General features: G+C 60.8%; 17 protein-coding genes. 2 read left to right on the top strand and 15 right to left on the bottom strand.

Features of this window, described 5'->3' with window-relative positions; genetic code table 11:
* Nucleotides 1-26 precede the first annotated feature (26 nt).
* The 4 genes from VSP_RS03705 to rpmB all read right to left on the bottom strand — a co-directional run bounded on the left by VSP_RS03705 (nt 27) and on the right by rpmB (nt 2908).
* Nucleotides 27-746, bottom strand: a complete 720-nt coding sequence (locus tag VSP_RS03705; RefSeq protein WP_009958839.1) for a hypothetical protein — start codon at nt 744-746, stop codon at nt 27-29.
* Nucleotides 747-924: 178 nt separating this feature from the next.
* The gene (gene lysA, locus VSP_RS03700; protein ID WP_009958837.1) at nt 925-2226 is read right to left on the bottom strand and encodes a diaminopimelate decarboxylase; all 1302 of its coding nucleotides are present in this window, start codon (nt 2224-2226) and stop codon (nt 925-927) included.
* 45 nt (nt 2227-2271) lie between these two features.
* Nucleotides 2272-2628, bottom strand: coding sequence for a hypothetical protein (locus VSP_RS03695; RefSeq protein ID WP_009958836.1), 357 nt, complete (start codon nt 2626-2628; stop codon nt 2272-2274).
* A 16-nt stretch (nt 2629-2644) separates the two neighbouring features.
* A complete protein-coding gene (gene rpmB, locus VSP_RS03690; RefSeq protein ID WP_009958835.1) occupies nt 2645-2908 on the bottom strand; it encodes a 50S ribosomal protein L28 in 264 nt (87 codons plus the stop codon).
* A 196-nt stretch (nt 2909-3104) separates the two neighbouring features.
* On the opposite strand from rpmB, the gene VSP_RS33735 reads away from it, so the two are divergent.
* Complete coding sequence (locus VSP_RS33735) at nt 3105-4136, top strand: Gfo/Idh/MocA family protein (protein WP_009958834.1); 1032 nt, start codon at nt 3105-3107, stop codon at nt 4134-4136.
* A 148-nt stretch (nt 4137-4284) separates the two neighbouring features.
* Here VSP_RS33735 and VSP_RS03680 read toward each other — a convergent pair whose 3' ends face one another.
* The 11 genes from VSP_RS03680 to VSP_RS03630 form a co-directional block, all read right to left on the bottom strand.
* A complete protein-coding gene (locus tag VSP_RS03680) occupies nt 4285-5319 on the bottom strand; it encodes a methyltransferase (RefSeq protein WP_009958833.1) in 1035 nt (344 codons plus the stop codon).
* Nucleotides 5320-5469: 150 nt separating this feature from the next.
* On the bottom strand, nt 5470-5961 hold the full coding sequence (locus VSP_RS03675) for a hypothetical protein (RefSeq protein WP_009958831.1): 492 nt from the start codon (nt 5959-5961) through the stop codon (nt 5470-5472).
* A gap of 586 nt (nt 5962-6547) precedes the next feature.
* Nucleotides 6548-9649, bottom strand: coding sequence for a PVC-type heme-binding CxxCH protein (locus tag VSP_RS03670; protein WP_009958829.1), 3102 nt, complete (start codon nt 9647-9649; stop codon nt 6548-6550).
* 93 nt (nt 9650-9742) lie between these two features.
* Complete coding sequence (locus tag VSP_RS43905; RefSeq protein ID WP_009958827.1) at nt 9743-10288, bottom strand: septal ring lytic transglycosylase RlpA family protein; 546 nt, start codon at nt 10286-10288, stop codon at nt 9743-9745.
* A 231-nt stretch (nt 10289-10519) separates the two neighbouring features.
* Nucleotides 10520-12193 carry a 30S ribosomal protein S1 gene (gene rpsA / locus VSP_RS03660; protein ID WP_009958826.1) on the bottom strand — a complete coding sequence of 558 codons (1674 nt, stop codon included), beginning with the start codon at nt 12191-12193 and terminating at the stop codon, nt 10520-10522.
* 582 nt (nt 12194-12775) lie between these two features.
* Nucleotides 12776-13918: a hypothetical protein gene (locus VSP_RS03655; protein WP_009958825.1), complete on the bottom strand. Its 1143-nt coding sequence runs from the start codon at nt 13916-13918 to the stop codon at nt 12776-12778.
* A 115-nt stretch (nt 13919-14033) separates the two neighbouring features.
* Entirely contained in the window at nt 14034-15428 is a 1395-nt protein-coding gene (locus tag VSP_RS03650; protein WP_081452373.1) for a DUF4915 domain-containing protein, read from the bottom strand.
* 350 nt (nt 15429-15778) lie between these two features.
* Entirely contained in the window at nt 15779-17206 is a 1428-nt protein-coding gene (locus tag VSP_RS03645; RefSeq protein WP_009958823.1) for an ABC transporter permease, read from the bottom strand.
* Nucleotides 17207-17220: 14 nt separating this feature from the next.
* On the bottom strand, nt 17221-17895 hold the full coding sequence (locus VSP_RS03640; RefSeq protein ID WP_009958822.1) for an HAD family hydrolase: 675 nt from the start codon (nt 17893-17895) through the stop codon (nt 17221-17223).
* A gap of 114 nt (nt 17896-18009) precedes the next feature.
* Nucleotides 18010-20181, bottom strand: a complete 2172-nt coding sequence (locus VSP_RS03635; protein WP_009958820.1) for a thioredoxin domain-containing protein — start codon at nt 20179-20181, stop codon at nt 18010-18012.
* A 114-nt stretch (nt 20182-20295) separates the two neighbouring features.
* Nucleotides 20296-22074, bottom strand: coding sequence for an ABC transporter ATP-binding protein (locus tag VSP_RS03630; protein WP_009958819.1), 1779 nt, complete (start codon nt 22072-22074; stop codon nt 20296-20298).
* Between the two features lie 193 nt (nt 22075-22267).
* On the opposite strand from VSP_RS03630, the gene VSP_RS38870 reads away from it, so the two are divergent.
* Nucleotides 22268-23728 carry an N-acetylmuramoyl-L-alanine amidase gene (locus VSP_RS38870; RefSeq protein ID WP_157210720.1) on the top strand — a complete coding sequence of 487 codons (1461 nt, stop codon included), beginning with the start codon at nt 22268-22270 and terminating at the stop codon, nt 23726-23728.
* Nucleotides 23729-23819: the final 91 nt, after the last annotated feature.

The raw sequence follows: 23819 nt of genomic DNA, 5'->3' as shown, positions 1-23819 counted from the left end.
CCTCACCAGGCTCCCCTTCCACCACCTCAGCCGTTGGTCCAGTGACCGCCGAAGGACAACTCGATCTGGACCGGGTTGGAGTAGTCCGTCTTGCCGTAGGCACCGATCATGGGGATGCCAGTGGCGTTGCGCCAGGCGCGGCTCATGCTTTCACCCGTGTGGCAGCCCCAGCTTTTGCAATACGCGTTCTTCGTGAAGATCCCACTGCGGATGCGGGGCAGATCCTTCTCATGCAGCCAGGACTTGGACACGCCATAGACCAGATTGCTGTAGTCGAACATGAAGCAGTACTTGTTGCTGTGGCCGTAGTACTCGAAATTGCAAATCTTCACCCGCCCACGAGGCTGGCCTTCGTTGAGGTAGTTGATCAACTGGGTGCCGTTGTCGAACCACATCAGGCGCACGCCGTACTTGTCCCGCACACTTTCCACGAGCGGAGTGAGCGCACGATTGTCCTCCGTGCTCCGGGTGACAAAAGCGGTGCGATACACCAGCCAGGTGATCATCGCATTGGGGTCCTGCTTCTTGATCTCCTCGATGCGGACACGCGCCGGGCGGATGAAGTTGCCCCACCAGCGATCATGCTGAGTGCCAGGCGCACGCAGATCCTCCCATTTTCTCAAAGCCGGGCCACCGCTCACAATGATGTACTCCTGACTCTGGGCAGACGCAGCGCTCGCAAATCCAAGACTGGTCACAAGGCCCAGCAACAGCAGACAGGTGTGAATAGGACGGGAGAGGTTCATGCTTCGCTTCGTCGGTCGGTCAGGGATTGGACTGGGGTTCTGAACTGTCCCCACAGGTCCAGTCTTCATAATCTCTGCCACGGGAAACTCCACCGCGATCTTTCACAGATACAAAAGAGGAGGCACCGCAGCACCCCCTCTTTTGTCAGATTTCATCAAAATCCCATGGCTGCACGGCCTACTTCTGTACCAGATGCTCGCCGCGGACCAGGTCGTCCAGCGTCTGGCGCTCGCGCACCAGATGCGCCTCCGCCCCGTCCACCAGGATCTCTGCCGCCAGCGGGCGGGAGTTGTAGTTGGACGCCATGGTGAACCCATAGGCCCCAGCGCTGAGCACCGCCAGGGTGTCGCCCGCCTGCACCGGGGGCAGCTCGCGATCTTGGGCCAGGAAGTCGCCCGTCTCACAGATCGGCCCCACCACATCCACCTTCTCCAGCTCGGCCCCTTCCGCCTTGTGCAGGGGGGTTATCTGGTGCCAGCCTTCATACAGGGCGGGGCGGATGAGGTCGTTCATGCCCGCGTCCACGATGACGAACTTCTTGGCATTGCCCTTCTTGAGGTAGAGCACCTTGGAGAGCAGGGCCCCTGCATTGCCCACCATGAAACGGCCGGGCTCCAGGAGGATGCGCAGCTTCAGGGGCTCTAGGATGGGCACCAGGGCATCCGCATAGCTCTGGATGGTGAGGGGTCGCTCGGCCTCCTCCTTCTCGCCCCACCAGGTCTGGTCACCGCTGTCCAGGCTCTCGCGATACACGATGCCCAGGCCACCACCGATGCTGAAGAACTTGATGTGGTGGCGCTCCTTGAGCTTCTCCACTAGAGGGGCCACCTTCTTGGCAGCTTCGACGAAGGGGTCGATGCTCGTGAGCTGGGAGCCGATGTGCATCTGCAGACCACGAATGTCCAGGTGTTCACACTCCGTCGCGATCGCGGCATACGCGTCAAGGATGCGGTCAAAGTCCACGCCGAACTTGTTCTCGCTCTTGCCTGTGGAGATGTACTTGTGGGTCTTCGCATCCACGTTCGGGTTCACCCGCAGGGCCACCGGGGCCTTTTTGCCCAAGGTACCAGCCACCTCATTGATCTGCCGCAGCTCGGCCTCGCTCTCAGCGTTAAAGCTGTAGATTCCCTGCTGCAGGGCGTACTCGATCTCCGCACGGGTTTTGCCCACCCCGGCAAAGGTGCACTGGGAGGCACGGCCCCCGGCCTGAATCACCCGGTAGAGCTCACCACCGGAGACGATGTCAAAACCACCGCCCAGATCCGCAATGGTCTGCAGGATCGCGAGGTTGGAGTTGGCCTTTACCGCATAGCAGATGAGATGGTCCAGGCGATCGAGCGCTCCATCCAGCCGCTTGTAGTGATCCGTGATGGTCTCCTTGCTGTACACATACAGCGGTGTGCCATGTTTGGCGGAGAGGGATTCCAGATCAACGTTCTCACAGTGCAGGCGACCCTGAATGTAGCGGAAAGAATGCATAGGGCGCGTGATGTAAGCCAAAATGCGCTGCGTGCAAGCTGTGCGTCACTGGGGAGCGCTCTCGTCTTTTGCGTCCTCCCCGGTCGGGCTCATCTCTCCCGCCCCCCTCCGGCTGCGATGCCCGGCCCGGTACCGCAAGAACGCGCGCAGGAACACCAGCACACACGCAGCCTTCAGAGCCAGCAGCCACCACGGCTCCCACCAAGCGCCAGTGCGGGATTCTATGACATCGCTCACCCCAAAGGCTGCGAACGCCGCCGCGAGCAGGAACATCTCCCGCCGACGCGTCCGGGACTCGGGCGATCTGCCGCCAGCGCGGAATACGCCGCGGAAAAAGAAAACCGCGCTGATGGCGAACCACAGCGCGGCTTCAAAAAGATTGAATATGGCGTCAACCGCCATGGAAGGGCCCTTCGTCTTAGACGAGACCAGCTTCCTTGAGCACCTTGAAAGCACCGACCTTGTTGATGGTCTTCAAGATACGGGCAGTCACACGGACCTTGACCCAGCGACCGAGCTCAGCAACGAAGATGCGCTTGTCGCGCAGGTTCGGGTAGATCTTGCGCTTCACACGCTTGGTGATGTGCTTACCGATACCGCCTTCTTTCTTGGCCTTACCGCTGCGATGGATTTTGTGTCCCGAGGTAACACGGGCGCCGCTGATTTGACAAACTCTGGCCATGACTGTGAAAAGGGTTAGGGTTGAAAAGAAGGGTCGGGAGGTTAATCGCAGAATCCAACCCGTCAACTATTTTTGACATCGCCGTCAGAAAAGCCTGTGTTCCTGTCAGAGTGTCATTTTGGACCGTATCCGCCTCTGGACAATCCCTTCCCAACAGCAAGAATCTCATTTTCCCCTTTTCCCACCCCTGTCTCCCATGAGTTCTGACCCCAAGCGGATCCGCATCGGCATCGTCGGTGCCGGCGGCATAGTGAAGTCCCGGCACCTCCCCGCCCTTCAGGCCATGCCCGAGGTGGAAATCGTGGCGGTGAGCAATGCCACCCTGGAAAGCAGCCAACGGTTCTGCGCCGAGCTGGCCCCCACGGCGGAGCCCATGCAGCACTGGCCAGAACTCGTCTCCCGTGGGGACATTGACGTGGTCTGGATCGGCACCCCGCCCATGCTCCACAGCGAGATCACCTGCTACGCCCTCCGCGCTGGCAAGCACGTCTTCTGCCAGGCGCGCATGGCCATGAGCCTGCAGGAAGCCCAGCTCATGTGGGAAGCCAGCATGAGCAACCCGGAACTGGTGGCCGCCCTTTGCCCGCCCCCGTATGGGATGAAGGGCGACGCCACCATGCGTCGTCTCCTGGCCGAGGGAGCCATTGGCAAGCCCTACCACGCCGTCCTGCACAGCATGAATGGCGGCTGGCTGGATCCTGCGGCACCGGCCCACTGGCGGCAGCGGGTGGAAATCAGCGGCCTTCAGGTCCTAAGCTTTGGCATCTATGTGGAGGTCATCCAGCGCTGGCTGGGCGACATCGTGGCGGTCCAGGCCAACGGGTCCGTCGTCATCCCGGATCGCCAGGGGTATGAGGTGGAGATCCCCGACTACCTCCACGTGCTCTGCGGCTTCCGCAACGGTGCCCAAGGCAGCCTCATCTTCAGCGGCGTGGCCTCCCACCCCCCGCAGGATGCCATTCAGATCTATGGCAGCGAGGGCACCCTCACCTACAATTTCGTGACCGACGAGATCCGTCTGGGCAGGGTCGGCGGCGCACTGGAGGCAGTGCCGATCCCCGACACCGAAGCGAAGGAGTGGACCGTCGAGTGCGACTTCATCAACGCCGTGCTCAATCCCTCCGCGCCCCGGCCCAAACCGGACTTCCTTGAGGGCATCAAATACATGCGCGTGGTCCAGGCCGCCGCCGAGAGCATGGATGCCGGGGATCTGGTGAGGGTGGCGTAGCCGGCTTGCAACTCCCAGGTCACAGGAAACAACCTCCTACAACGACCGTACTCCAAAACGCTGCCGCGACTGAGGAAGCGCTCCGCAACGGAGCAGCCTCCTCCTGCCTCACCGTTTTACTGGACTACTGTCTTACCGAATCACCGGACTACCGACGAATCGCCGTCATAAACCCGCGATCCGCCGCCGTGTCGTGATACGCGCCCGGCTCGAACCCGGCTTCACGCAAGAGTTCAGCATACTCTCCCACGCCATAGCACTTGCCCTGGGTGGAGTGCATCAGCAGCGCGGAGTATTCCGCCACAGGCAGCGGGCCATTTTTCGCCTCATTGATAAACGCATCGTGAATGATCAACAGGCCACCAGGAGCCAGCGCTTTGTGGGAGATGGCCAGCAACTCACGCACCTCCGGGTAGTCCCAATCATGCAGCACATTGGAAAACAGATGCACGTCCGCATCGGTCGGCAGAGGGTCGTTGAACATATCCCCCGTGGCCACGAAAACACGGTCCGGATAACCCCGCTCCACGATGCAGCGCTGCGTGATACGGTCCACCGGTGCCTGCTCGAACACCGTGGCCTTCAGTTCCGCATGATGGGCCACCAGCGAGCAGGAGTAGATCCCACTGCCACCTCCGATGTCCAGGAGGTGTTTGCGACCGCCCAGATCCACCTTCTTGGCCAAGGCCTGACCAAGATAGAATCCGCGGCAGTCCATGGCCGCAGTGAAGCTGCGGGAGAACGCGTCTGTCTCCATCGCCTTGTGCCAGTCCTGCGCCGCTTTATCCCCACCCCAGTTGGCGGGCCTGCCCGTGCTCAGCACCTTCAGGTAGTCCTGCGTGATCGGTCGGTCCTTGAGGGAGGCGTAGTAAGGGGAAAGGCACCACGGCGAACCGGCGGTGAGGTGCTCTTTGGCCGTGAGCGTGGTGTGAAACTTCCCATCCGCCAGGCGCTCCACAAAGCCATTCGCAGCGAGCAGCGTGAGCATCACATCCGTGGGTCGCTCCGCGAACTCAAACCGTGCACAGATTTCCTCCTTGGTGGAGGGGTTTGCGCCCAGCCAGGTGAAGAAGTCCAGATACACCACCGCCGCCGTCAGGAGGTCAGCGGCATACAAGCCATCGCGATAGCGGTAAACACGAAGCGGATCACTTTGAGGGACAGAGGTGAGGTCAGCGGCCATGCCGCACTCAAGCGAGAATCCTCATAATTCAAAATTAGGAATTCTGAATTATGAATTATGAATGAGTGGCCAAGCGGGGCGGAACACCACTCATCTCAGAACACCCATTCATCATTCAGCATTCCTAATTCCTAATTTCTGGAAGGCTCCCTATTCAATCTTGCCGTTGTAGCCCGCCTTGTTCAGCGCGGTTTGCAGGTCTGTCAGATTGAAGTCGCCTTCCACGGTGAAGCTGTCTTCACCTTTGGTGGCGTTGTGCTTGGTCGCGCCATTGACGTTCTTGATGGCTTCATCCACACCTTTCACGCACTTGCCGCAGCAGAGATGCGTGTGGCTCACGGTGGCGGTTTTCACCTGCTTGTCGGCCACGGCTTTCACCGTGGCCCCTTCCCCGTAGTAGCCGGCGTCCAGGAGGGAGTCCACCGCCTTGTCCAGATCACTCTTGGACTTGGCCGTGATGGTCACGCTGGTCTTGGTGACGGCTGCGGTGGCACCATCTACTTTCGTGATGGCCTTGGTGATGCCGTTTTCACATCCTTTGCAGCAGTTGTGAATGCCGTTGAGCGTGAGGGTGGATTCCGCCTGGGCGGACAGCCCGAGGGAGAGCAAAATGGCGGTGGCGAGCAGAGTGATGGATTTCATAGAGTGACAAAGACGCCGGGGTTGTGCGGGCCTTTCAGAGGGGGGCAGCATTTTTCATGCGAGGTGCCGATGGTGCCGTTTTCCGCCCGTTCACAGGTATGGCAAGGCTCCCTCTTGGCCCCACCCATTCCGCATTTCCCGGAACCCGGATCGAGTATTGACAGCAAGTGCAATTCGCTTGAGCACACGCACCTCACTCCTCTTTCCGCCACACCCCGGGTCCCGGATCGGGCAACCATTGCCAACCCATCCCGAACCCGGAGGGTTCACCATGAATAGCCCCGGGTCGACCGAGTGAAGCGAGGACTACCCGGGGATGCCGTCCAACCACATGCTACCGCGGAGCGGTAGGCCCATCGCATTGCAAAACCCGGACACCCTTCCCGCGATACACCCCGTCCGTCATTTGGACCCGATCGGCCTACCGCTCCGCGGTAGAATTCCCGGTTCAAACTTCCATGGGTAGTCCTCGCTCCACTCAGCCGCCCCATGGCTACGCATGGCGAACCCTCCGGGTTCATGAGACAACTCGCGCCAAAAGAACCAAAAACCCCATTCCTAATTCCTAATTCATCATTCCTAATTTTTATTTCAGCGTTTCCACAAACTCCAGCAAATCCGCCATTCCCTGAGCATCCATCCCCGCCTCCAGTCCTTCCGGCATGAGCGACAAACCACCGGCAGACATTTTCTTCACCTGGGCGCGGGCAATGTTTACCTCGGCCCCGGCGGTCATCCGCACGGTCACACCGGAGGTGTCATCCTTGGAGAGCAGCCCGCCCAAGGTCTGGCCATCCTGAGTCTCCACCGTGTAGGCGATGAACTGCGGTGCCACTTCCTTGTTGGGATCCAGAATGGCGCTGAGGAGTGCCTCACGCCCCTTGGTCTTCACAGTGATCAGATCCGGCCCCACCTGGAATCCCTGCCCCGCTGCCCGGTGACAGGTGAAACAGCGCTGCATGAACACCAACTGCCCCCGCGCGGCATCCCCCTTGAGCGATGAGGCGGATTGAAACTCCGCAATGACCGTTTCCCGCGGTTTGGGAATCACTGCAGCCAGCACTTGTTTGGTCAGCGCCGCCACCTTGGGATTCGTGTGTTTGATGAGCGCCTGCACCTGCGCGCTGGAGAGGTCCTCCGGCTTCAGTACTGGCTGTGTACCGCCCATATTCTGATACAGTGCCAGAATGCGCTCGGGGCGCGAAAGCAGTCCTTCCAGTGCCGCTGCACGAGCCGCAGACTGAAGCGCCGGCCAGACCTCCAGCAACACCTCCGCCACAGTGGGCTCATTGAAGCGGACCAGCGATTGCACCGCGGACTGCTGCAAATCAGCCGGCTGATCCTTTTGCAGCAGCGCCGCCAGGGCCGGACGCGCCTGGGCATAGGGAGCCATCTCCAGCAAAGTCACTGCCTCGTGACGTCTCGAACTCTCCGCTCCAGCGTTCGCCGCCTCTTTGGCAGCCAGATCAAAGACAGGTTTGAAAACACCCGCTGCATCCTGCTTCGCGAGCGAGCTGCCGCGCTGACGCAACCCTTTGTCCAGAGCCCGCAGACGCTGCGTGCTGCTGCCAGCCCCTTTCGAGAGGTTCTCCATGAGCCATTCCAAATCCTCAGGATCCTGACGGGCAGCGATGACCTGCACCAGTTCGGCAATGCGGGACTCAGGAATACCATTGGGAGTGAACGCACGCACATTCTCAAACAGCTCCCGCGCCAGCGCCGGTGGTCCGGAAACCAGCGCGCTATAGATCCAGTCGTCCTGATCCTCCGCCAGCAAGCGGGTCGCCGTGGCCAGCAGTGTACGACTCACCTCACGCCCCTGCCCTGCCAACATCTCAGGTTTAAAGTAACTCCCGACTGTGAACGCCAGCTGCATGCGCACCCGGGGTGCCGGATCCTCCGCACACGCCGCCAGTTGCTGGCGCAATGCCTTGCCCACCCGGACCTCCACAGGCAGTCCCTCGCTGAGGCGGATGCCCAGCTCCCGCACATGCTCATCTTTGTCCTGAATGGCCGCCAGCACCTGCGGCTCCCCCGCGGCATGATACGCCTCCAGCAACCAGAGGGCATGGAACTTGGCCAGCGGGCTCTGAGTTTCAACCAACAACTTCAACATCAAGGAAGTCACCGCCTTGTCCTGGCGTTCATAGATCAGCCGGGCCGCCGTCTCGCGGTGCCAGCCGTTGGCATGCTCCAGGGTCTTCACCAGACCGGCAAGGTCCATGCCGGAAAAATTCGCGCGCTGGTGCTGCCCGGCCGGCAGGCCCCCAGCCGGGGTGATGCGGTAGATGCGCCCCCGGTCATTGCCGCTGTTCAGATCCAGGTGCTGTTTGATCTCGTCCGGGATGGCCCAAGGGTGCTCGATGGTCTCCCGATACATGTCCATGGCATAGAGACAGCCATCCGGCGCATTGGCGAAGTTCACCATGCGGCACCAGGTGTCCTTCGAGGCGGCAAACTCCCGCCCCCGCTCATCCGCCGGGCGTTCCCCCTCCAGACTGGCCCCCTTCTGCCGGAGCACCTTGCGGTGGATCAACTGTCCGCCCGCGTCTCCGGTGAAGGTGTTGTTCACGAACTCGGGCCCGTAGGCATCACCCCTGTACACCGTGGTCCCCGTGGCTCCGGTGAAATAACCTGAGACACGCCCTCCTCCTTCCACCGCGCCTTTCACCACCCCGGCGATGCGCCAGCGGGTACGGATGATGCGCCAGGGCTCATCCGGGCTGATGCGAAACACCTCGGCCGCCCCGCCATCCACGGCGATGCTCTGACGCACCTGAGGAAAGTTGAAGTACGCATTCCGCCGGGCATAGGCGTCATCACACACAAAGAACTGCAGGTGGTCGCTGTTGCTGCACACGAACTTCCTTCCGTACGTGTCATAGCTCATGCCATACTGGCCGCCACCGGCCTCCAGGCCGAACTCATGCGTTAGCGGATCGAACCAGAAGTCCCGCCCGCCCAGTTCCAGCTCCGGCAGGTCCGGCCGCTTCAGGCACTTCACCTTGCCACGGTTCCCCCCGCCTGCCTGGAGGTGGATGCGGCTGTCCATGCCCCACTGTGGGCAGTTGGCCATGCCCTGCACGTTCAGGATTTTCAACCCCATGCCAAATCCCGTGTACACCACCTCCCGCAGCTCCGCCCGGCCATCGTCGTCTTTGTCCTCGAACCGGATGATGTCCGGCGTCGCGATCACATAGAGACCGCCTTTGGCCCATATCAGCCCTGTGGGCCAGGCCAGATTCTCCGCGAACACTATGCTCGACTCATAGCGGCCGTCGCCGTCCTTGTCCTCCAGCATGGAGATGCGCCCCAGGTGAGGGGTTTCATCACGACGCTCCGAGTAGTCGATCATCTCGCACACGAACATACGCCCCCGCTCATCAAAGCTGACAGCAATGGGGCTCCGCACCAGCGGCTCATGCGCGGCAATTTCCAGCTTGAAGCCCTCCTTCACCTGCCAGGTGGCCGGGGCATTCTGCGGCTCCACCGGTGGCAGGCGCGGCAGGTCCCGGGCCGGATCCACCGCCACAGCGCCCCTGGTCGCCCCATAGGCTTCCCGATGCGTCGTCACCGATTTGATGCCGCCCGCCGGCTCGGCCGCCGCTGAGGGATGAACCGGCACCACCACACCAGCCATGAACAACACAATCGTACCTGACAGCAAGGGGCAACGCAGCAGTTTCATAAGAGCGCAAAGCAGCGCATGAAACCTACGCCATGCGCCGCGCCAACTGAACGCCCCTTGTGCCGCGTTTCGGTATTATTGTGACAGGTGGCCCTATTCCGCAGAGGCCAGCACAGGCTTTTCCTCAGCGAGGACGGTCACCTCCACAGGCACCACGCCAGCCTTGAGCATGCCCAGATCCTTGGCGGCCTTCAGGGACACGTCAATGATGCGCCCCCGCACATACGGACCGCGGTTGTTGATCCGCACCACCACCTCACGCCCGTTGCGCAGATTCTTCACCAGCACCTTGGTGCCAAAGGGGAGCTTCTTGTGCGCTGCCGTATAAGTGTTCTGGTTGTAGATCTCTCCGTTGGCCGTCTTGCGGCCGTTAAATCCATTGCCATAGCTGGAGGCGATCCCCTTTTCAACCTTGCCCGCCGGACGCAGCTGCTTGCGGGTGTCCAACGAAGCCTGGGCCTTCACCATGAGGCCGCGCACTGCCGCCTGGATGCGCTGCGCGTCCTGCACATCATGCTCCGCATCCACGGCCGCATCGGCACCGGACTCTTCAGGTGTAATTTCAACGAACTCATCTTTGCGATAGTCATTCAGCATGATGGACGCACCCGTCATCACGACCGTGGTCGCGATGATCATGCACGCTTTTCTGGAATAATTTCTCAACATGTGGGTTAAAGGCTAGCGCTGAATGCTGCCTGAGGAAACCATAAAATAACCCTGTGAGGGTCACCTAGGGAAATTCACCAAGCGGCATCGACGGTTCGCAAAAAATTGCCAGAACGGCTGTAAAAAAGAGGAGCCTCTTTCGAGGCTCCTCCGCAGATCTGTATGGAATGTATGGAGAATGAACTCTCCTCGAACTCAGGCTTAGCCCTGGCCCGGACGGTATTCTTCCGTCGCGAACTTGAAGGCCTGCTCCAGGCCGACGAGGTCGGTGCTGGGGCGGAGGCTTTCGAAGGCCTGGCTTTCCTTCTTGAGGGACTCCTCGTCGTAGTTGACCGCCTTGACGGACAGGCCGATGCGGCGCTCGACTTTGTCCACCTTGATGACGCGGGCTTCCACTTCGTCGCCGACGTTGAGCACGTCCTTGACGCGGTTGACGTGGTCTTCGCTGAGCTGGCTGATGTGCACGAGGCCGTCGATGTCGTCCTCGAGTTCCACAAACGCGCCGAAGCTGGCGATCTTGGCCACGCGGCCCTTGACGAGATCGCCCACTTTGAAGCGGGTGTCGATTTCGCTCCAAGGATCACCTTCGAGCTGCTTGATGCCCAGGCTGATGCGCTGGTTGGCCTTGTCGATCTCAAGGATCGTGGCTTCCACTTCCTGGCCCTTCTTGAGGACTTCGGAGGGGTGGTTGATCTTGCGGGTCCAACTGAGGTCGGAAACGTGGATCATCCCGTCGATGCCTTCCTCAAGCTCCACGAACGCGCCGTAAGCGGTGAGGTTGCGCACCTTGCCCTTCATCTTGGTGCCAATCGGGAAACGCTCATCAATGTTGTCCCAAGGATTGGTGTCAAGCTGACGCACGCCAAGGGAGATCTTGCGCTCTTCCTTGTTGATTCCAAGAACCTGGGCGTCCACCTTCTGACCAACGGTAAGCACGTCGGAAGGACGGGCGATACGCTTGGTCCAGGAGAGCTCGGACACGTGGATGAGGCCTTCGACGCCTTCTTCCACTTCCACAAACGCGCCGTAAGCGACGAGCTTGGTGACGGTGCCGTGCACGCGCTGACCCACAGGGTAGCGGTTTTCGATGCTTTCCCAAGGATTGGACTGCATCTGCTTGAGACCGAGGCTGACGCGCTCTTTCTCGCGGTTCACTTCCAAGATCTGGACGTTCAGCTTCTGGCCGATCGCCACGAGTTCGGAAGGATGGTTCAAGCGGCCCCACGTCATGTCGGTGATGTGAAGCAGGCCGTCCATGCCATTGAGGTCCACGAACACACCGAAGTCGGTGATGTTCTTGACAATCCCTTCGACTTTGTCGCCGGGCTTGACGCTCTCGAGGAACTTCTGGCGCTGTTCGGCGCGCTCTGCCTCGATAACTTCGCGGCGGCTGAGCACGATGTTTTTGCGCTCGTCGTTGACCTTGACGATCTTGAACTCGTACACCTTGCCGACGTACTCGTTGAGGTCGCGGGGGGGAATGATGTCGATCTGGGAGCCGGGCAGGAAGGCTTCGACGCCCACGTTGACCATGAGACCGCCTTTGACGACGCTCTTGACCTTGCCTTTGACGAGACCGCCGTCGAGGAAGACGCGGTAAATCTTGTCCCAGTTCTGCTTGTGGGCGGCCTTCTCCTTGGAGAGAACGACCATGCCTTCGTCGTTTTCGAGGCGCTCCAGAAGCACTTCGATTTCGTCACCCACCTGGATGTCCTCGTCTTCAAACTCGGAGTGGGGGATCGCGCCCTCGGACTTGTAGCCGATGTCCACAAGGACAACTTGGGGCTTGATTTCAAGGATCCGGCCTTTGACGATGGATCCTTCGTGAAGAGTGCGGAAGGATCCTGCGATCAACTCCGCGAGCGTTGCGCTCATGTGTATTATTCTTGGGTTTGTGATGTTGCCACTGAAACGCCGCGGGGCTGCCTGGGGCGCTGTTCGTCCTGCCTTGAGGCCCCGCAGCGAACGTGAAGTTAAAGGCCGGAATGAAGCGGGCCGGGACGTTCGGGGGTTTTGGGGCGAAAGCAAGTTTTTTTCGCCCCCGGCACCGCTGAAAAGGCACTCAAAACCCGGTCGGACGGGGGCTCCACGGGCTAAATTCCCTGAAAAAGGATCTTTCCGGGGGGGAGATCTAAACCCCCAGTTCCTCCATTCCCGGCCCGCTGGCTTGCTGGTGACCCACCTGCGCGGCGGTCACGGTGGAGCCCCTGCTGAGCGGCCCTACGGGGAGCCGGATTCAGGCCTTGGTCGATCTGCTGCCGCCCCTCTGGAGGGCTGGTGCTGAACGCCGATGCCCCCCGGGAGCCCTCTCCCTCGCCCCCAGCATGCTGGTACGGAGAAGGTCGGCGGCACGAGAATTCACCCCTTTTCCGCCCGGACAACTGATTCCGTGTGAAGGCCAATGCCATCAGGGAAAAGCTGGCGAGGCCGATGATCGAGCCCTCACTGACGCACTGACTAAATCCGAACCACCAGCCCGTCCATGATGAACTGCCAGTAGTGCTCCGTGGCAAAGCGCACCCGGGTCACGTTGCGGAATCTCGGCTCATACCACACAGGGCCCAGCGCAGAGAGCTCCACCTTGTCCACCGCAATCAACGTGTCGCCCTGAAAGGCCTCGATGATGACCACCTCGCCCTCAGCGCGAATCCATCCCAAGGTCAGATGGCAGCCGAGCAGATCAAATCCGTTCTCGTAGAGGACCTCCGCGGGATGGCCGGAACCGTTATAAGTCACCATGCGACCTGAGATGGTGCCGTTTACATAGCCCTCCCCCTGGTAAAAGGCGTTGTCCACCGCCACAAAGTTGTCCCAGTCCATGCCCGCATAACCATGGGGGATCTTGCCAATGCCCGCCTGCACCGCTGACTCGAAATCGATGGTCTTCCAGTCACCACCAGCGTCAGGGGCGTATTCGCGGTCCACATTGAGATTACCCACATGTGCTGGAAACGGACCCACCGTGACCGGACGGGCCAGGCGACCATGCGCCAGTTCGAAGTGCCCTTCCCCGCAGCGAACGCTGAATTCATGGCCGCCCCCCTGCCGCTGACGCTGCCAGAGGAACGGCGCGTCGTTCCCCGGACTCGTGTTGCCTTGAACCCGTCTCAGGTGGAGGTCATCGCCTCCTATGGATGCCGGGTGCAGCGTGGCCCTCACGGAGAGCATGGGCGCCAGCCCCACCAGCTTTGGCGGTTGCAGGCAGACCAAGCCCGCCACAGAGCCGGCCAGAGCCACAAACTCCACCTCCTGCACCGCATTGCCCGTAGTCACCACCCACCCAGGGGGCGCAATGACTTCAAACGTCCGCCGACCCGGCTTCTGGATCAGGCTCGCGCCATCGGTGGTGGACATCTCAAAGTTCGAGAAACCCGCAATGTTGGAGTGCTTGACCACCACTTCCTCCCTTGCACTTCGCATCTCCACCGCCACCGAGGCCAGCGGTCGGCCCCCCAGGTCATAGCGGCCGCTCCGATTTGTGTCCCGAAAAACAAAGACAGAGATGTTGAGATTGCCCGTACTGCCAGACCAGTCTGCGCGTTTGCGATAGTAAGAGTCTGCGCGAGCCGCAGGCGAACTGTTGGGACGAACGGACTTCATGGGTGAGGCGTGAACCCAAAAACACCCCCAGCGACCGGATCTTTCCGATCACTGGATTCAATTTCCCCTGCCACACGCCAAGGGACACCCTGCCCTTTGAACCGCAGGCAAGTCACTAATCCACGCGCGAGCTATCGAGGCAGACCGACACCTTTTTGCGGAAAGAGCTACCGGGATCCAGATCATCAAACCACGCCACCTGCTCCTGCACCAGCGTGACCGCCACAATCCACTCCCCCTCCAGCGCAGGAGCCTGTACGACGAGCTGGCAGGTCAGCGCCTCCCCCGGCAGGAGGGATCGGGAGAGCCGGGTTCGCAGCCCTTCCGTATCTGCCAGACGTTTCCCTGTCGCAGGGTCCAGCCATTTGTAGGAGATGTGCACAGGGCAGGGTGGCATCGTGGCGAGAATCGCGTTCCCTGCATTCCGCACCTCGCAGGGTATCTGCACCCGGGTTCCGATTGTCATGACCTCAGGGACTTGCGCGGTGACCTGGATCCGGCAGCTTTCCGATGCCAGCGGATCACCGGAGGGCCAGAGGCGGGTCGGTTCCACCCCCGCCTGGCGGAAGAGCGCATACCGCTCCTGCTCAGCCGTGCGAGAGGGACTCGTGGCAAAGCCACGCTGCAATCCAAGAACCTGTTCCGGCGGCAGCAGGACCAGATCATACACCTCCTCAAACGGCAACTCGATCCGCCCCGTCACCTGCCACGACTGCCTGTCCAGCACGGCGATCGAAGCGCTCACACCCGGGTCACGATATTGCCGATTGGCACTCACACCCACAAAGACGTGCTCATCTGCGAAGGCAAGCCCCCGTGTCCACCCGCCCAAGGATTGGCTTCGCGTGATAACCTGGGATGCGGCATCCACCTCCACCAGTTCCCCTCTGGCAGAGTTGCAGAGAATCCAGGAGTCCCCTGAGAGTCGGGGATTGTGCGGGCACATCAGGCCAGTAAGCACCACTTCCCCGGTGGAGATCTTGATAACGCATCCCGAGCCAGAGTCCTTTGCCTGGGCCCATTCGCGGTGCTTCTGAAACTTCCCGAAAGCGCATGCATACAGCTCTCCCGCGTGCTGCAACAGACTGTTGAGGTGCCAGGAATCGCCCTCTCCCTCCGCTCTCCAGCGCTTCACCACCTGCCCCCCTTCCGAGTACCAGATCAACTCATTGGTACCGGTGGACACGACCACGCAGCCCCCATCATCCAGCAGCAGGACGTCATGCACATCCGCTGTGGCATCCAGACGCTGATATCCCAGCACCCCCTTGTGATCATAGATCAGCAACTCCGCCATCTCCGCCATCTGCGAGGGCGTCCAGAGCGCTCGGGCCACCAGCCCATCTTTGACAAACAGCCCTGTGCTGGACAGACGGTCCACCACCTGCATCCCGCCGATGCCCCCCATACACAGCCCCCCGCCAGTCAACTCCCCAAGACACGATGCCACCAGCACGTGCTCGATTCCGTTCACCAGAACAGGCTGTACCAATCCCTGAGGGCTGACCATGGGGTTATTTCCACTTCAAGCGTCCCGGCGCATCCGCTTTTTTGAAAAAATGGACTTCTTGCAGCCTCCACCGTGATTCGCAACGAAGCTCCAAACCGCAAACCGCGAGATAGGCCTGCACTCACTACTGGTTTTCTTTTAATCCGACACACTCTCTCATCGTGAACCTGCACGCTGCATGATGATCATTACCTCGCACCCTCGCCGGAGGTGACAAACATCTCAGCTTGCCACCGGAAAACCTCACGGATGAAGCGAAGATCAGCGGTTACATCGAACCACTCTTGGGTGTCGTGGGCTGCGAGGCCCACAAGAGCCGGGACGGCTCTTCTGCATCGACTGCCCTGCACTTAATCCCGCAGCGCCACCGCCGGCTCGGTCCGGGCCGCCAGGAACGCGGGCACCAGTGCCGCGACGGAGCAGAGCACAAAGGCACCGCCGCAGATGATGGCGACGTCCTTCGGCAGGACCTTGGCGGGCAGTTCCACAAGGCCGTAGATGGCAGGGTCGAAGAGCTGGAGCTTCAACCTGTCGTTCAGGAAGTCGCGGATCGAGTTCAGATTGTACGCCACGGACAAACCCACCGCGAGACCGCAGATGGCTCCAAAAGCCCCTACCATCATGCCCTGCCAGAGGAAGACCCACATGATCTGGCCGATGCGGGTGCCGAGCGCGGCGATGATGCCGATCTCACGACGCTTTTGCACAGTGACGGTGATCATGGTGTTCATCACGCAGAAGGCCGCCACGAGCACGATGATGAAGAGGATGATGTACATCATCATCATCTCATTCTGCACCGCGCCGAAGAGGCGGGCGTGAGCCTCCATCCAGGTGAAGGCCTCCCAGGATTCCGGGAGCACCTTGTCTTTCAAAAGCTGCTCTTTGATCGGCCCGGCCATGTAGGGCTCCTGAAGCTCGATCCCGATGCTGGAGATGCCGTCATCGATGCCCCGAAGCTCCTGCGCCACATGCAATGGCACCACGCCAATGGCCATCTTGTCTGAGTCCTGAAACTGGGGCGGGTTGATGATTCCTGTCACCTTCAGATCCAGCGGGAGGACCAGTTCCTTGAGCTGCTTGAACGCGGCCTGTTTTTCCGCCTCGGGTTTGTCATCAATCTCCCGGATGGTCTGGACGATGCCATTCAGATTCGACGGGGCATACACGGTCACCGTGTCACCCACCTTCAGACCGAAGGCGCGAGCCACACCGCCATCCAGCACGATGTTGTCTCCAGAGAGGTCGAGCTCACCGGATTCCACCATTTCCTTCTGCTTTTCCGCGAGCCGGTTGCCATCTTCCTGCTGAATACCCCACATCCAGGCTGGTGCCATGTTGCCCTCCGCCTCGATCAACAACAACCCACGCACCATGGGCGAAGCAGAGACCACCCCAGGAGTGTTGCGCAGATCCTTGATGACCTCCCGCCAGGGCTTGTCGGCGGCATCTGGCGGGCGATGATTCTCGCCAAACATGGAGGTGCCCCAGGCATCCCGGGCCTCAATGTGGGCCTCGTAACCCACGGCGAGCTCCTTCATCTGGGCGTGGAAGCCCGCCATCACGGCGATGACCACGATCAGCACGCTCACCCCCAGAGTCACCCCCAGGATGGAGATGAGGGTGATCACGCTCACGAACGTCCGTTTGGGACGAAGGTAGCGCAGGGCGAGGTAGAGGCTGAAGTTTTTGGTCACGGCGCGCAGTGTGGGTGGGGGCGTGGAGAATGCAAGGCACAAGGGCGGCACGAAGCCATCCGCCGTGCGGTCGGCAGCCATCAGGGGGGCTGCCGTTAGAGGCTGGCGCGGAACAATTGAAAAAGCTCCGGCACCGTCACCTCCTCCAGGGACCGCAACTGCCGCCAAGCCCCCTGAAAGTCCAGGTGGCTGGTGATGGCGCATGGCACCACCACACACCGCATACCTGCAGCGGTGGCAGCGCGAAGCCCGTTGAGCGAGTCCTCAAATACGACCGCTTGCGTCGGGTCCACCTCCAGCTTGTTCGCGGCGTGGAGGAACAGGCTGGGGTCAGGCTTTACCTTCCCGCCCGTATCCTCCAGGCATGTGACGTTGAAGAAATAGTCCCAAAGTCCCAGTTGCTTCAGCCAGCGGTCCACCCACTCATGGGGGGAGCTGCTGGCCACGGCACAGGGGATGTTGTGATCACCAGCCTCCCGCAGGAGTTGGCGCACTCCGGGGAGCGTGTCCTTGCCAACCAGAATCTCTGACACCCTCTGCCGGCGCCGGGTGGTGAGAGACGGCCAGTCCAGCAAGGCACCGGTACCCACCAGCTTCTCCAGAGCTGCCGCAGGATCATAGACTCCGAAATCACTCCCCACACACTGGGCCCAAGTCTCCAGTGGGAGCGGATGCCCATGCTCGGCGTACAACTCACGCCACCCTTCGTAAACGGCCGTTTCAGTATCCAGAATGAGACCGTCGAAGTCGAAGATCAGAGCGCGAGGCATTGGGGAGATGATGAATTGAGAATTTGAGATGCTAAATGGAGATCGCCGTTGGCGATGGATGACACTTTAGAATGACTTGTGACCGCTGGATTGGACCAAATCCAAAATCAGTGTTCACAAATCCAAAATACCTTTCAACGCTTCCACTGTGGTTACGGGAGACTGGCAGACCCGGTTGCGGCAGACGTAGGCTGCCGCCTGGCCGTTGACAGGGTTCATGGCCCCCAGCGCCTCGTTCCTTGTCGCAAGGAAGGCCTGGCCAGCACCGCCGTCCGCGTGCAGCAGCACCGCATGCGGCAGGTACCGGGAGCGCACCGCCGTGGCCAGCGTTTGGAAACCGGCATCGTCCTTGCTGCCAGCGAGCACGATCTCCACCTCGCCATAATGGCTGAAGTCCAGCGCCGCCACCATGGCCGGCACGGTAAAGGGGCTCTCCTCCAGGCTTTTGCCAAAGAGTCGCAACACCTTCGCCCCGCGCTCCCGCAGATCCTCCCGGGCAAGCATGCGGGCCAGGCGGAAGAGGTTCATGGCCGCCACGCTGTTGGGAGAGGGCTCAGCGCTGTCGTAGTCCTCCTTCACCTGTAGCACGGAGTTGGGGATCGCCTTGCTGACACTGAAATACCCCCCCTTCTCCGGGTCGCCATACTTCGTCTCAAACTCCTCCTGCAGAGCTGCCGCCCACTGGAGCCACTTCACATCGAAGCCGGCCTCATAGAGGTCCAGCAACCCCTGGATGAGCAATGCATAGTCTGAAGCAAAGCCATGCACCGTGGATACACCCTCACGCCAGCTCCGGCGGAGGTTCGAGCCCTTGTCAGAGAGATGGTCGTAAATGAACTGCGCCGACTGCGTCGCCAGTTCTAGGAAACTCGGCTCGTTCAGCGCCCCGGCCGCGCGCGCCAGGCCCGAGATCATGAGACCGTTCCAGGCGGTTAGCACCTTGTCATCCAGATGTGGATGCGGACGCTTCTCTCGGGCTTCGAAGAGCACCTTGCGCCCGCGCTCCAGGATTTCCGCCACCTTGTCCTCCTCCAGCTTGAAGTACTCCGCCGTCTTCTTGGGCGAGTAAGCGCGAAAGAGCGTATTCAGCCCCTTGAGCTCCTCATGGGGGTCGCTCTCGGGCCGCGCATTGCCATCGCGGCGGGCCCCATAAGCATAGCGGAAGATGCTGCCCTCCTCCTTGCCCAGCAGTTCATCAATCTCCGCAGCCTTCCACACATAGAAGGCCCCCTCCCCCTTCGTGGTGCGCGTGTCATCCGTGTAGCTGTCCGCGTCTTCCGCAGAGTAAAAGGCACCCTCAGGATGACGCAGGTCGCGCTTCACATACTCCACAATCTCTCTCGCGATGGCCGCGAAGCTTTTCAGACCCGTGTGTTGATGGCCCTCTACATAGGCCGTGAGGAGCTGCGCCTGATCATAGAGCATCTTCTCATAGTGGGGCACATGCCAGTAGCCATCCACCGAGTAGCGGTGGAAGCCACCGCCGACGTGGTCGCGGATGCCGCCATTTGCCATGCAGGTGAGCGTGGTCTTGCCCATGGCCACCGCCCAGTTGGACTCGCTTTCCTCTTTCTTCAGTGCGAGGTGTTTCTTCAGCCGGCCCAGCAGGTTCAGCGTCACCGGGCGGGGGAACTTGGGCGCACCGCTGAAGCCGCCCTCATGATAGTCGAAGGCGTTCGACACATCGTCATACGCCTTTTTCATCACCGCATCGAAGGGGGCGTCGTGATGCTTCTGCTCGTCCTCGATGTACTCCTGCAGCTTTTGGATGGCCGCCCCACTGCGCTCCATCACGCCGGCGCGGTCATCCTTCCACACCTCGGCAATCTTCAGACACAGGGCGCGGAAGCCCATGCGCCCGCCCCTGTCTTCCGGCGGGAAATACGTGCCCGCAAAGAAGGGCTTCAGTTCCGGGGTGAGCCACACGTTCAGCGGCCAGCCGCCTCCCCCGCTCACGGCCTGGGCATAGGTCATGTACGTGAGGTCCACGTCCGGACGCTCCTCACGATCCACCTTGATGGAGATGAAATGCTCATTCAGCACCTGGGCGGTTTCCTCATTCTCGAAGGATTCCCGCTCCATCACATGGCACCAGTGGCAGGTGGAGTAGCCGATGGAGAGCAGGATGGGCTTGTCCGCCTTCCGCGCCTGCTCAAAGGCCGCCTCACCCCAGGGGAGCCAGTTCACCGGATTGTGCGCGTGCTGCAGCAGGTACGGTGACTTCTCGGTGGCGAGGGCGTTCGTATGCTTGGGCGTTGTAGCTGGCGGCGTATCGGTCTGGCTCATGCGTCAAATTCGTGAAAAAGGGAGGAACTCCCGCCTGGACGGGAGTCCGCAGGAGATATCAACAAACAAAACGTAGCTGGGGGACCCCAAGTTTAGGCAGATTCGCCCGCCGCCTCAACCCTGCATCTTCTCCTCCTGAAAACTGAGCTTCACCAGCTCGGCATAGTACTCGCTCGTCTGGAGCAGTTCCGCATGCGTGCCGTGGGCCAGGATCTGGCCGTTGCGCATGGCATAGATCCGGTCCGCGTGCAGGATGGTGCTCAAGCGATGGGCGATGACCAGACACGTGCGGTTGGTCCGCAACCCGTCGATGGCGCGCTGGATCAGCTTCTCACTGCGGGTATCCACGGCGCTGGTGGCCTCATCCAGCAGCAGGATGGGGGCGTTCTTCAAAAAGGCCCGGGCTATGGAGATGCGCTGTTTCTCCCCGCCGCTGAGGCGGGAGCCACGCTCACCCACCATGGCATCCAGCCCGCCATCCATGCGTTCCACAAACTCTGACGCACAGGCCTGACGGAGGGCTTCCCACAACTCTTCATCCGTCGCCGTGGGCCGCCCCAGCAGCAGATTCTCCCGGATGCTCTGGTTGAAGAGGTAGCTCTCCTGCGTCACGTAGCCGATGGCGTCACGCAGGTCCGCCTTGTTCACGTCCTGGATGAGGTGTCCATCCAGGGTGATCCCCCCCTCATTCGCCTCGTAGAAGCGGGTCAGCAGCTGGAAGAGCGTGCTCTTCCCCGCCCCGGTGGCTCCCACAAACGCCACTGTCTGCCTGGCCCGCACCACCACATTGATGTCGGTGACGATCGGGCGGTTCTCATCATACCGGAAGGACACGTTCTTGAACTCGATCTCTCCTCTCACCTCGCCAAGACGCTCCCCTTTCTTCAGGTCTTCCGTCCCCTCCAGTTCCAGAATCTCGAACACCCGCTGGGCGGCCGCCAGTCCCGTGACCACCGTCTGGTTGATGCCATGCAGCCGACCCACCGGCTCATAGAACATGCCCATGAGCAGCAGGAACTGCGCGAGCTTCCCGATGGTGAGCGTCTCCGCCGCGGGAGGGGGAGGCACTGCCACGGCGTCCTGGATGCACCACCAGGCACCGAACCCCATGAGGAGAATCACGCCCGTATCTCCCAGAAAACCCATGCCCGGCCCATAGACAGACCACGCCCGCTGCAACCGTGTCTGCTGGCGACGGTACTCACTGCTGGATGCGTTGAAACCGCGCTGCTTCTCCTCCTCCAGCGTGTAGCTCTTGATCTGGCGGATGCCCGCAATGTTGTCATGCAGCAGGGAATTCAGCCCCCCAGCCGCTTTCCGCGCCTCCAGCGCCCGCGGGGAGACCCACCGTGCGTAGATCCAGCCGCCAGCCGCAATGAAGGGCACCGGGATGAGCACCACCATGGCCAGTTTTGAGTCCAGCCAGAACATCACGCCCGCCGTCAGCACCAGTTGGAGCACCGCCGGCACCCCCTGATCGATCCCGTCAAGAATGACCCTTTGGGTGGCCGGCACGTCATCAGCCATGCGGGTGATGATGTCCCCCGTGCTCTGCCGGTCGAACCACTTGAGCGGCAGATGCTGGATTTTCTCATGCAGGCGACTCCGCAGGTCATAGGTCATGCGCAGCTCAAAAGCGTTGTTCGCCAGCGTGCGCAGGCTGAAGAAAAGCTGCTTCAGAAACATGGCTCCCAGCCCGATGGCAGAGAGCTGGACAATGCGGGAGGTGTCCCGATTGGGGATGATGTCATCCAGAAACCACTGGGTCAGCGCAGGAAAAACGTACGCCAGCAGCGTACCAGTGACCCCCATGGCCAGACCCGCCGTCACCCGCCAGGGGTACCTCGACATGAACCGCAAGATCAACCGCATGGAGGAAGGATGGCGCATCATGAACGGTCAGAGTCAGTATAAAGTGGAACAATCGGATCGTGGCAGGAACCGGTCATTCAACGGAAAATCGACTTTCGATCAACGTCCATCGTATCGAACTGTCACTTTACGGTGCCTCATGAGGTCCAACTCTCCTCAGAGGTGCGCAATTATTGCAAAGGACTAACATAAGTGTATGATGGAACCTCCCCCCATGAAGGCAACGTCCACCTTCGTCACCAGACCGCTCGGCAAAGCCTTGAGCGTGGGGCTCGCCTGTGCACTGGCGGGCTGGCTCGGCTCGGCCCAAGGGGCCGTCAAAAAATCCACTGAAGACGAAAAGGAAAAATCCAAGACCGAGTCCAAGCAGACGGAAAAGATATCCGTGCCGGTGAAGCCGCCTGCCAAGGCACCCGCAAAAACCACTGCACCGGCCAAGAAAACCACTCCGGCCCCAGCCAAGAAGACGACCCCAGCCCCTGCCAAACCCAAGGCGGAGGAGAAACCTGTAGAAAAGTCTGGAGAGAAGCCGGCAGAAGGTGGCAAGCCCCCGACAGCTGACATGGGCGGCTCCGCCAGTACAGACACCAAGGACGCCGCGCCCAAGGACGTGACCTCATCTTCCAAGGCGAGTTCCGACGGCCACAACGACAGTGAAATGCACGGCCCCGATCCGGAAGAGGAGGCCGCTGAAAAGGCCGCCTCAGCAGCCCGGGCAAAGGCCGCCACCAGCACGACCACCTCCAGGGACATGGCTGGCTGGGAGCTCATCCGCTACCAGGAGCGGGACTACGTCTCTGCGGCCAGCATCCACCGCTTTTACCGGTTCAACGAGTTGAAGGAGAACGGGAACTCGGTCTGGTTCACCTCTCCCGTGCTCATCATGAAGGGCACGAAGGGCAGCCACGAACTGCTCATCAACAACATCAAGTTCGTCATGAGCTACCCCATGGTGGAGCTCAATGGGAAGTCCTGCATCTCCCGCCTGGACCTCTGCAAACTGATCGATCCCGTGCTGCGCCCCAGTTACATTGGCAAAGGCAGCACCTTTGACACCGTCATCATCGACCCCGGACACGGTGGCCACGACTCCGGGGCAAAGGGCATCTACGGGTATGAAAAAGATTACGCCCTGAAGCTCGCCTACACGCTCAAGGGTATTCTGGAAAAGCAGGGCCTGCGCGTCATGCTCACCCGCACGAATGACACCTTTATCTCCCTCGGTGGTCGGGTGGCCTACGCCAACAAGGTGCCCAACAGCATCTACGTGAGCCTCCATTTCAATTCCGGCGGCAGCAGCGCCACTGGCATCGAGACCTTCGCCCTCTCACCACAGGGCAGCGCCTCCGTCTATGGCTCCAACTCCAGCGACGGCTACGCCTTCCGTGGCAACCAGCGTGACTCAGAAAACATCGCCCTGGCAACCGCCATCCATGCCTCTGTCGTCAGTCATTTCAAATTGGTGGACCGGGGTGTGAAGCGCGCCCGCTGGCATGTCCTGCGCGGGCTGGAGCGTCCCGGCGTCTTGTTCGAAGGTGGGTTTGTCACCAATGCCACCGATGCCCGCCTCATCGCTGCCGACAATTTTCGCAGCGAACTGGCCACCACCATCGCCCAGGCGGTAATGAACTACCGAAGGGCTCTCCAGCCGGGCAAACGCCCCGGCTCACGCTGATCCAGAACAGGATTTGCTCGGTGATGGGCAATCTTGCACCATTTTGCTCCATTGCTAAATTCCAAGGAATGGCGTAAATGAGATTGATTTT

Source organism: Verrucomicrobium spinosum DSM 4136 = JCM 18804, from assembly GCF_000172155.1.
Lineage (GTDB): Bacteria > Verrucomicrobiota > Verrucomicrobiia > Verrucomicrobiales > Verrucomicrobiaceae > Verrucomicrobium > Verrucomicrobium spinosum.
This window is presented reverse-complemented; position numbering and strand designations above follow the sequence as displayed.

Coding starts and splice junctions, on each gene's coding strand:
- VSP_RS03630 (WP_009958819.1), bottom strand. CDS start 22,074: ATGATGCGCCATCCTTCCTCCATGCGGTTGATCTTGCGGTTCATGTCG.
- VSP_RS03670 (WP_009958829.1), bottom strand. CDS start 9,649: ATGAAACTGCTGCGTTGCCCCTTGCTGTCAGGTACGATTGTGTTGTTC.
- rpsA (WP_009958826.1), bottom strand. CDS start 12,193: ATGAGCGCAACGCTCGCGGAGTTGATCGCAGGATCCTTCCGCACTCTT.
- VSP_RS03640 (WP_009958822.1), bottom strand. CDS start 17,895: ATGCCTCGCGCTCTGATCTTCGACTTCGACGGTCTCATTCTGGATACT.
- rpmB (WP_009958835.1), bottom strand. CDS start 2,908: ATGGCCAGAGTTTGTCAAATCAGCGGCGCCCGTGTTACCTCGGGACAC.
- VSP_RS03675 (WP_009958831.1), bottom strand. CDS start 5,961: ATGAAATCCATCACTCTGCTCGCCACCGCCATTTTGCTCTCCCTCGGG.
- VSP_RS03650 (WP_081452373.1), bottom strand. CDS start 15,428: ATGGTCAGCCCTCAGGGATTGGTACAGCCTGTTCTGGTGAACGGAATC.
- VSP_RS03655 (WP_009958825.1), bottom strand. CDS start 13,918: ATGAAGTCCGTTCGTCCCAACAGTTCGCCTGCGGCTCGCGCAGACTCT.
- lysA (WP_009958837.1), bottom strand. CDS start 2,226: ATGCATTCTTTCCGCTACATTCAGGGTCGCCTGCACTGTGAGAACGTT.
- VSP_RS43905 (WP_009958827.1), bottom strand. CDS start 10,288: ATGATCATCGCGACCACGGTCGTGATGACGGGTGCGTCCATCATGCTG.
- VSP_RS03695 (WP_009958836.1), bottom strand. CDS start 2,628: ATGGCGGTTGACGCCATATTCAATCTTTTTGAAGCCGCGCTGTGGTTC.
- VSP_RS03680 (WP_009958833.1), bottom strand. CDS start 5,319: ATGGCCGCTGACCTCACCTCTGTCCCTCAAAGTGATCCGCTTCGTGTT.
- VSP_RS33735 (WP_009958834.1), top strand. CDS start 3,105: ATGAGTTCTGACCCCAAGCGGATCCGCATCGGCATCGTCGGTGCCGGC.
- VSP_RS03705 (WP_009958839.1), bottom strand. CDS start 746: ATGAACCTCTCCCGTCCTATTCACACCTGTCTGCTGTTGCTGGGCCTT.
- VSP_RS38870 (WP_157210720.1), top strand. CDS start 22,268: ATGAAGGCAACGTCCACCTTCGTCACCAGACCGCTCGGCAAAGCCTTG.
- VSP_RS03635 (WP_009958820.1), bottom strand. CDS start 20,181: ATGAGCCAGACCGATACGCCGCCAGCTACAACGCCCAAGCATACGAAC.
- VSP_RS03645 (WP_009958823.1), bottom strand. CDS start 17,206: ATGGCTGCCGACCGCACGGCGGATGGCTTCGTGCCGCCCTTGTGCCTT.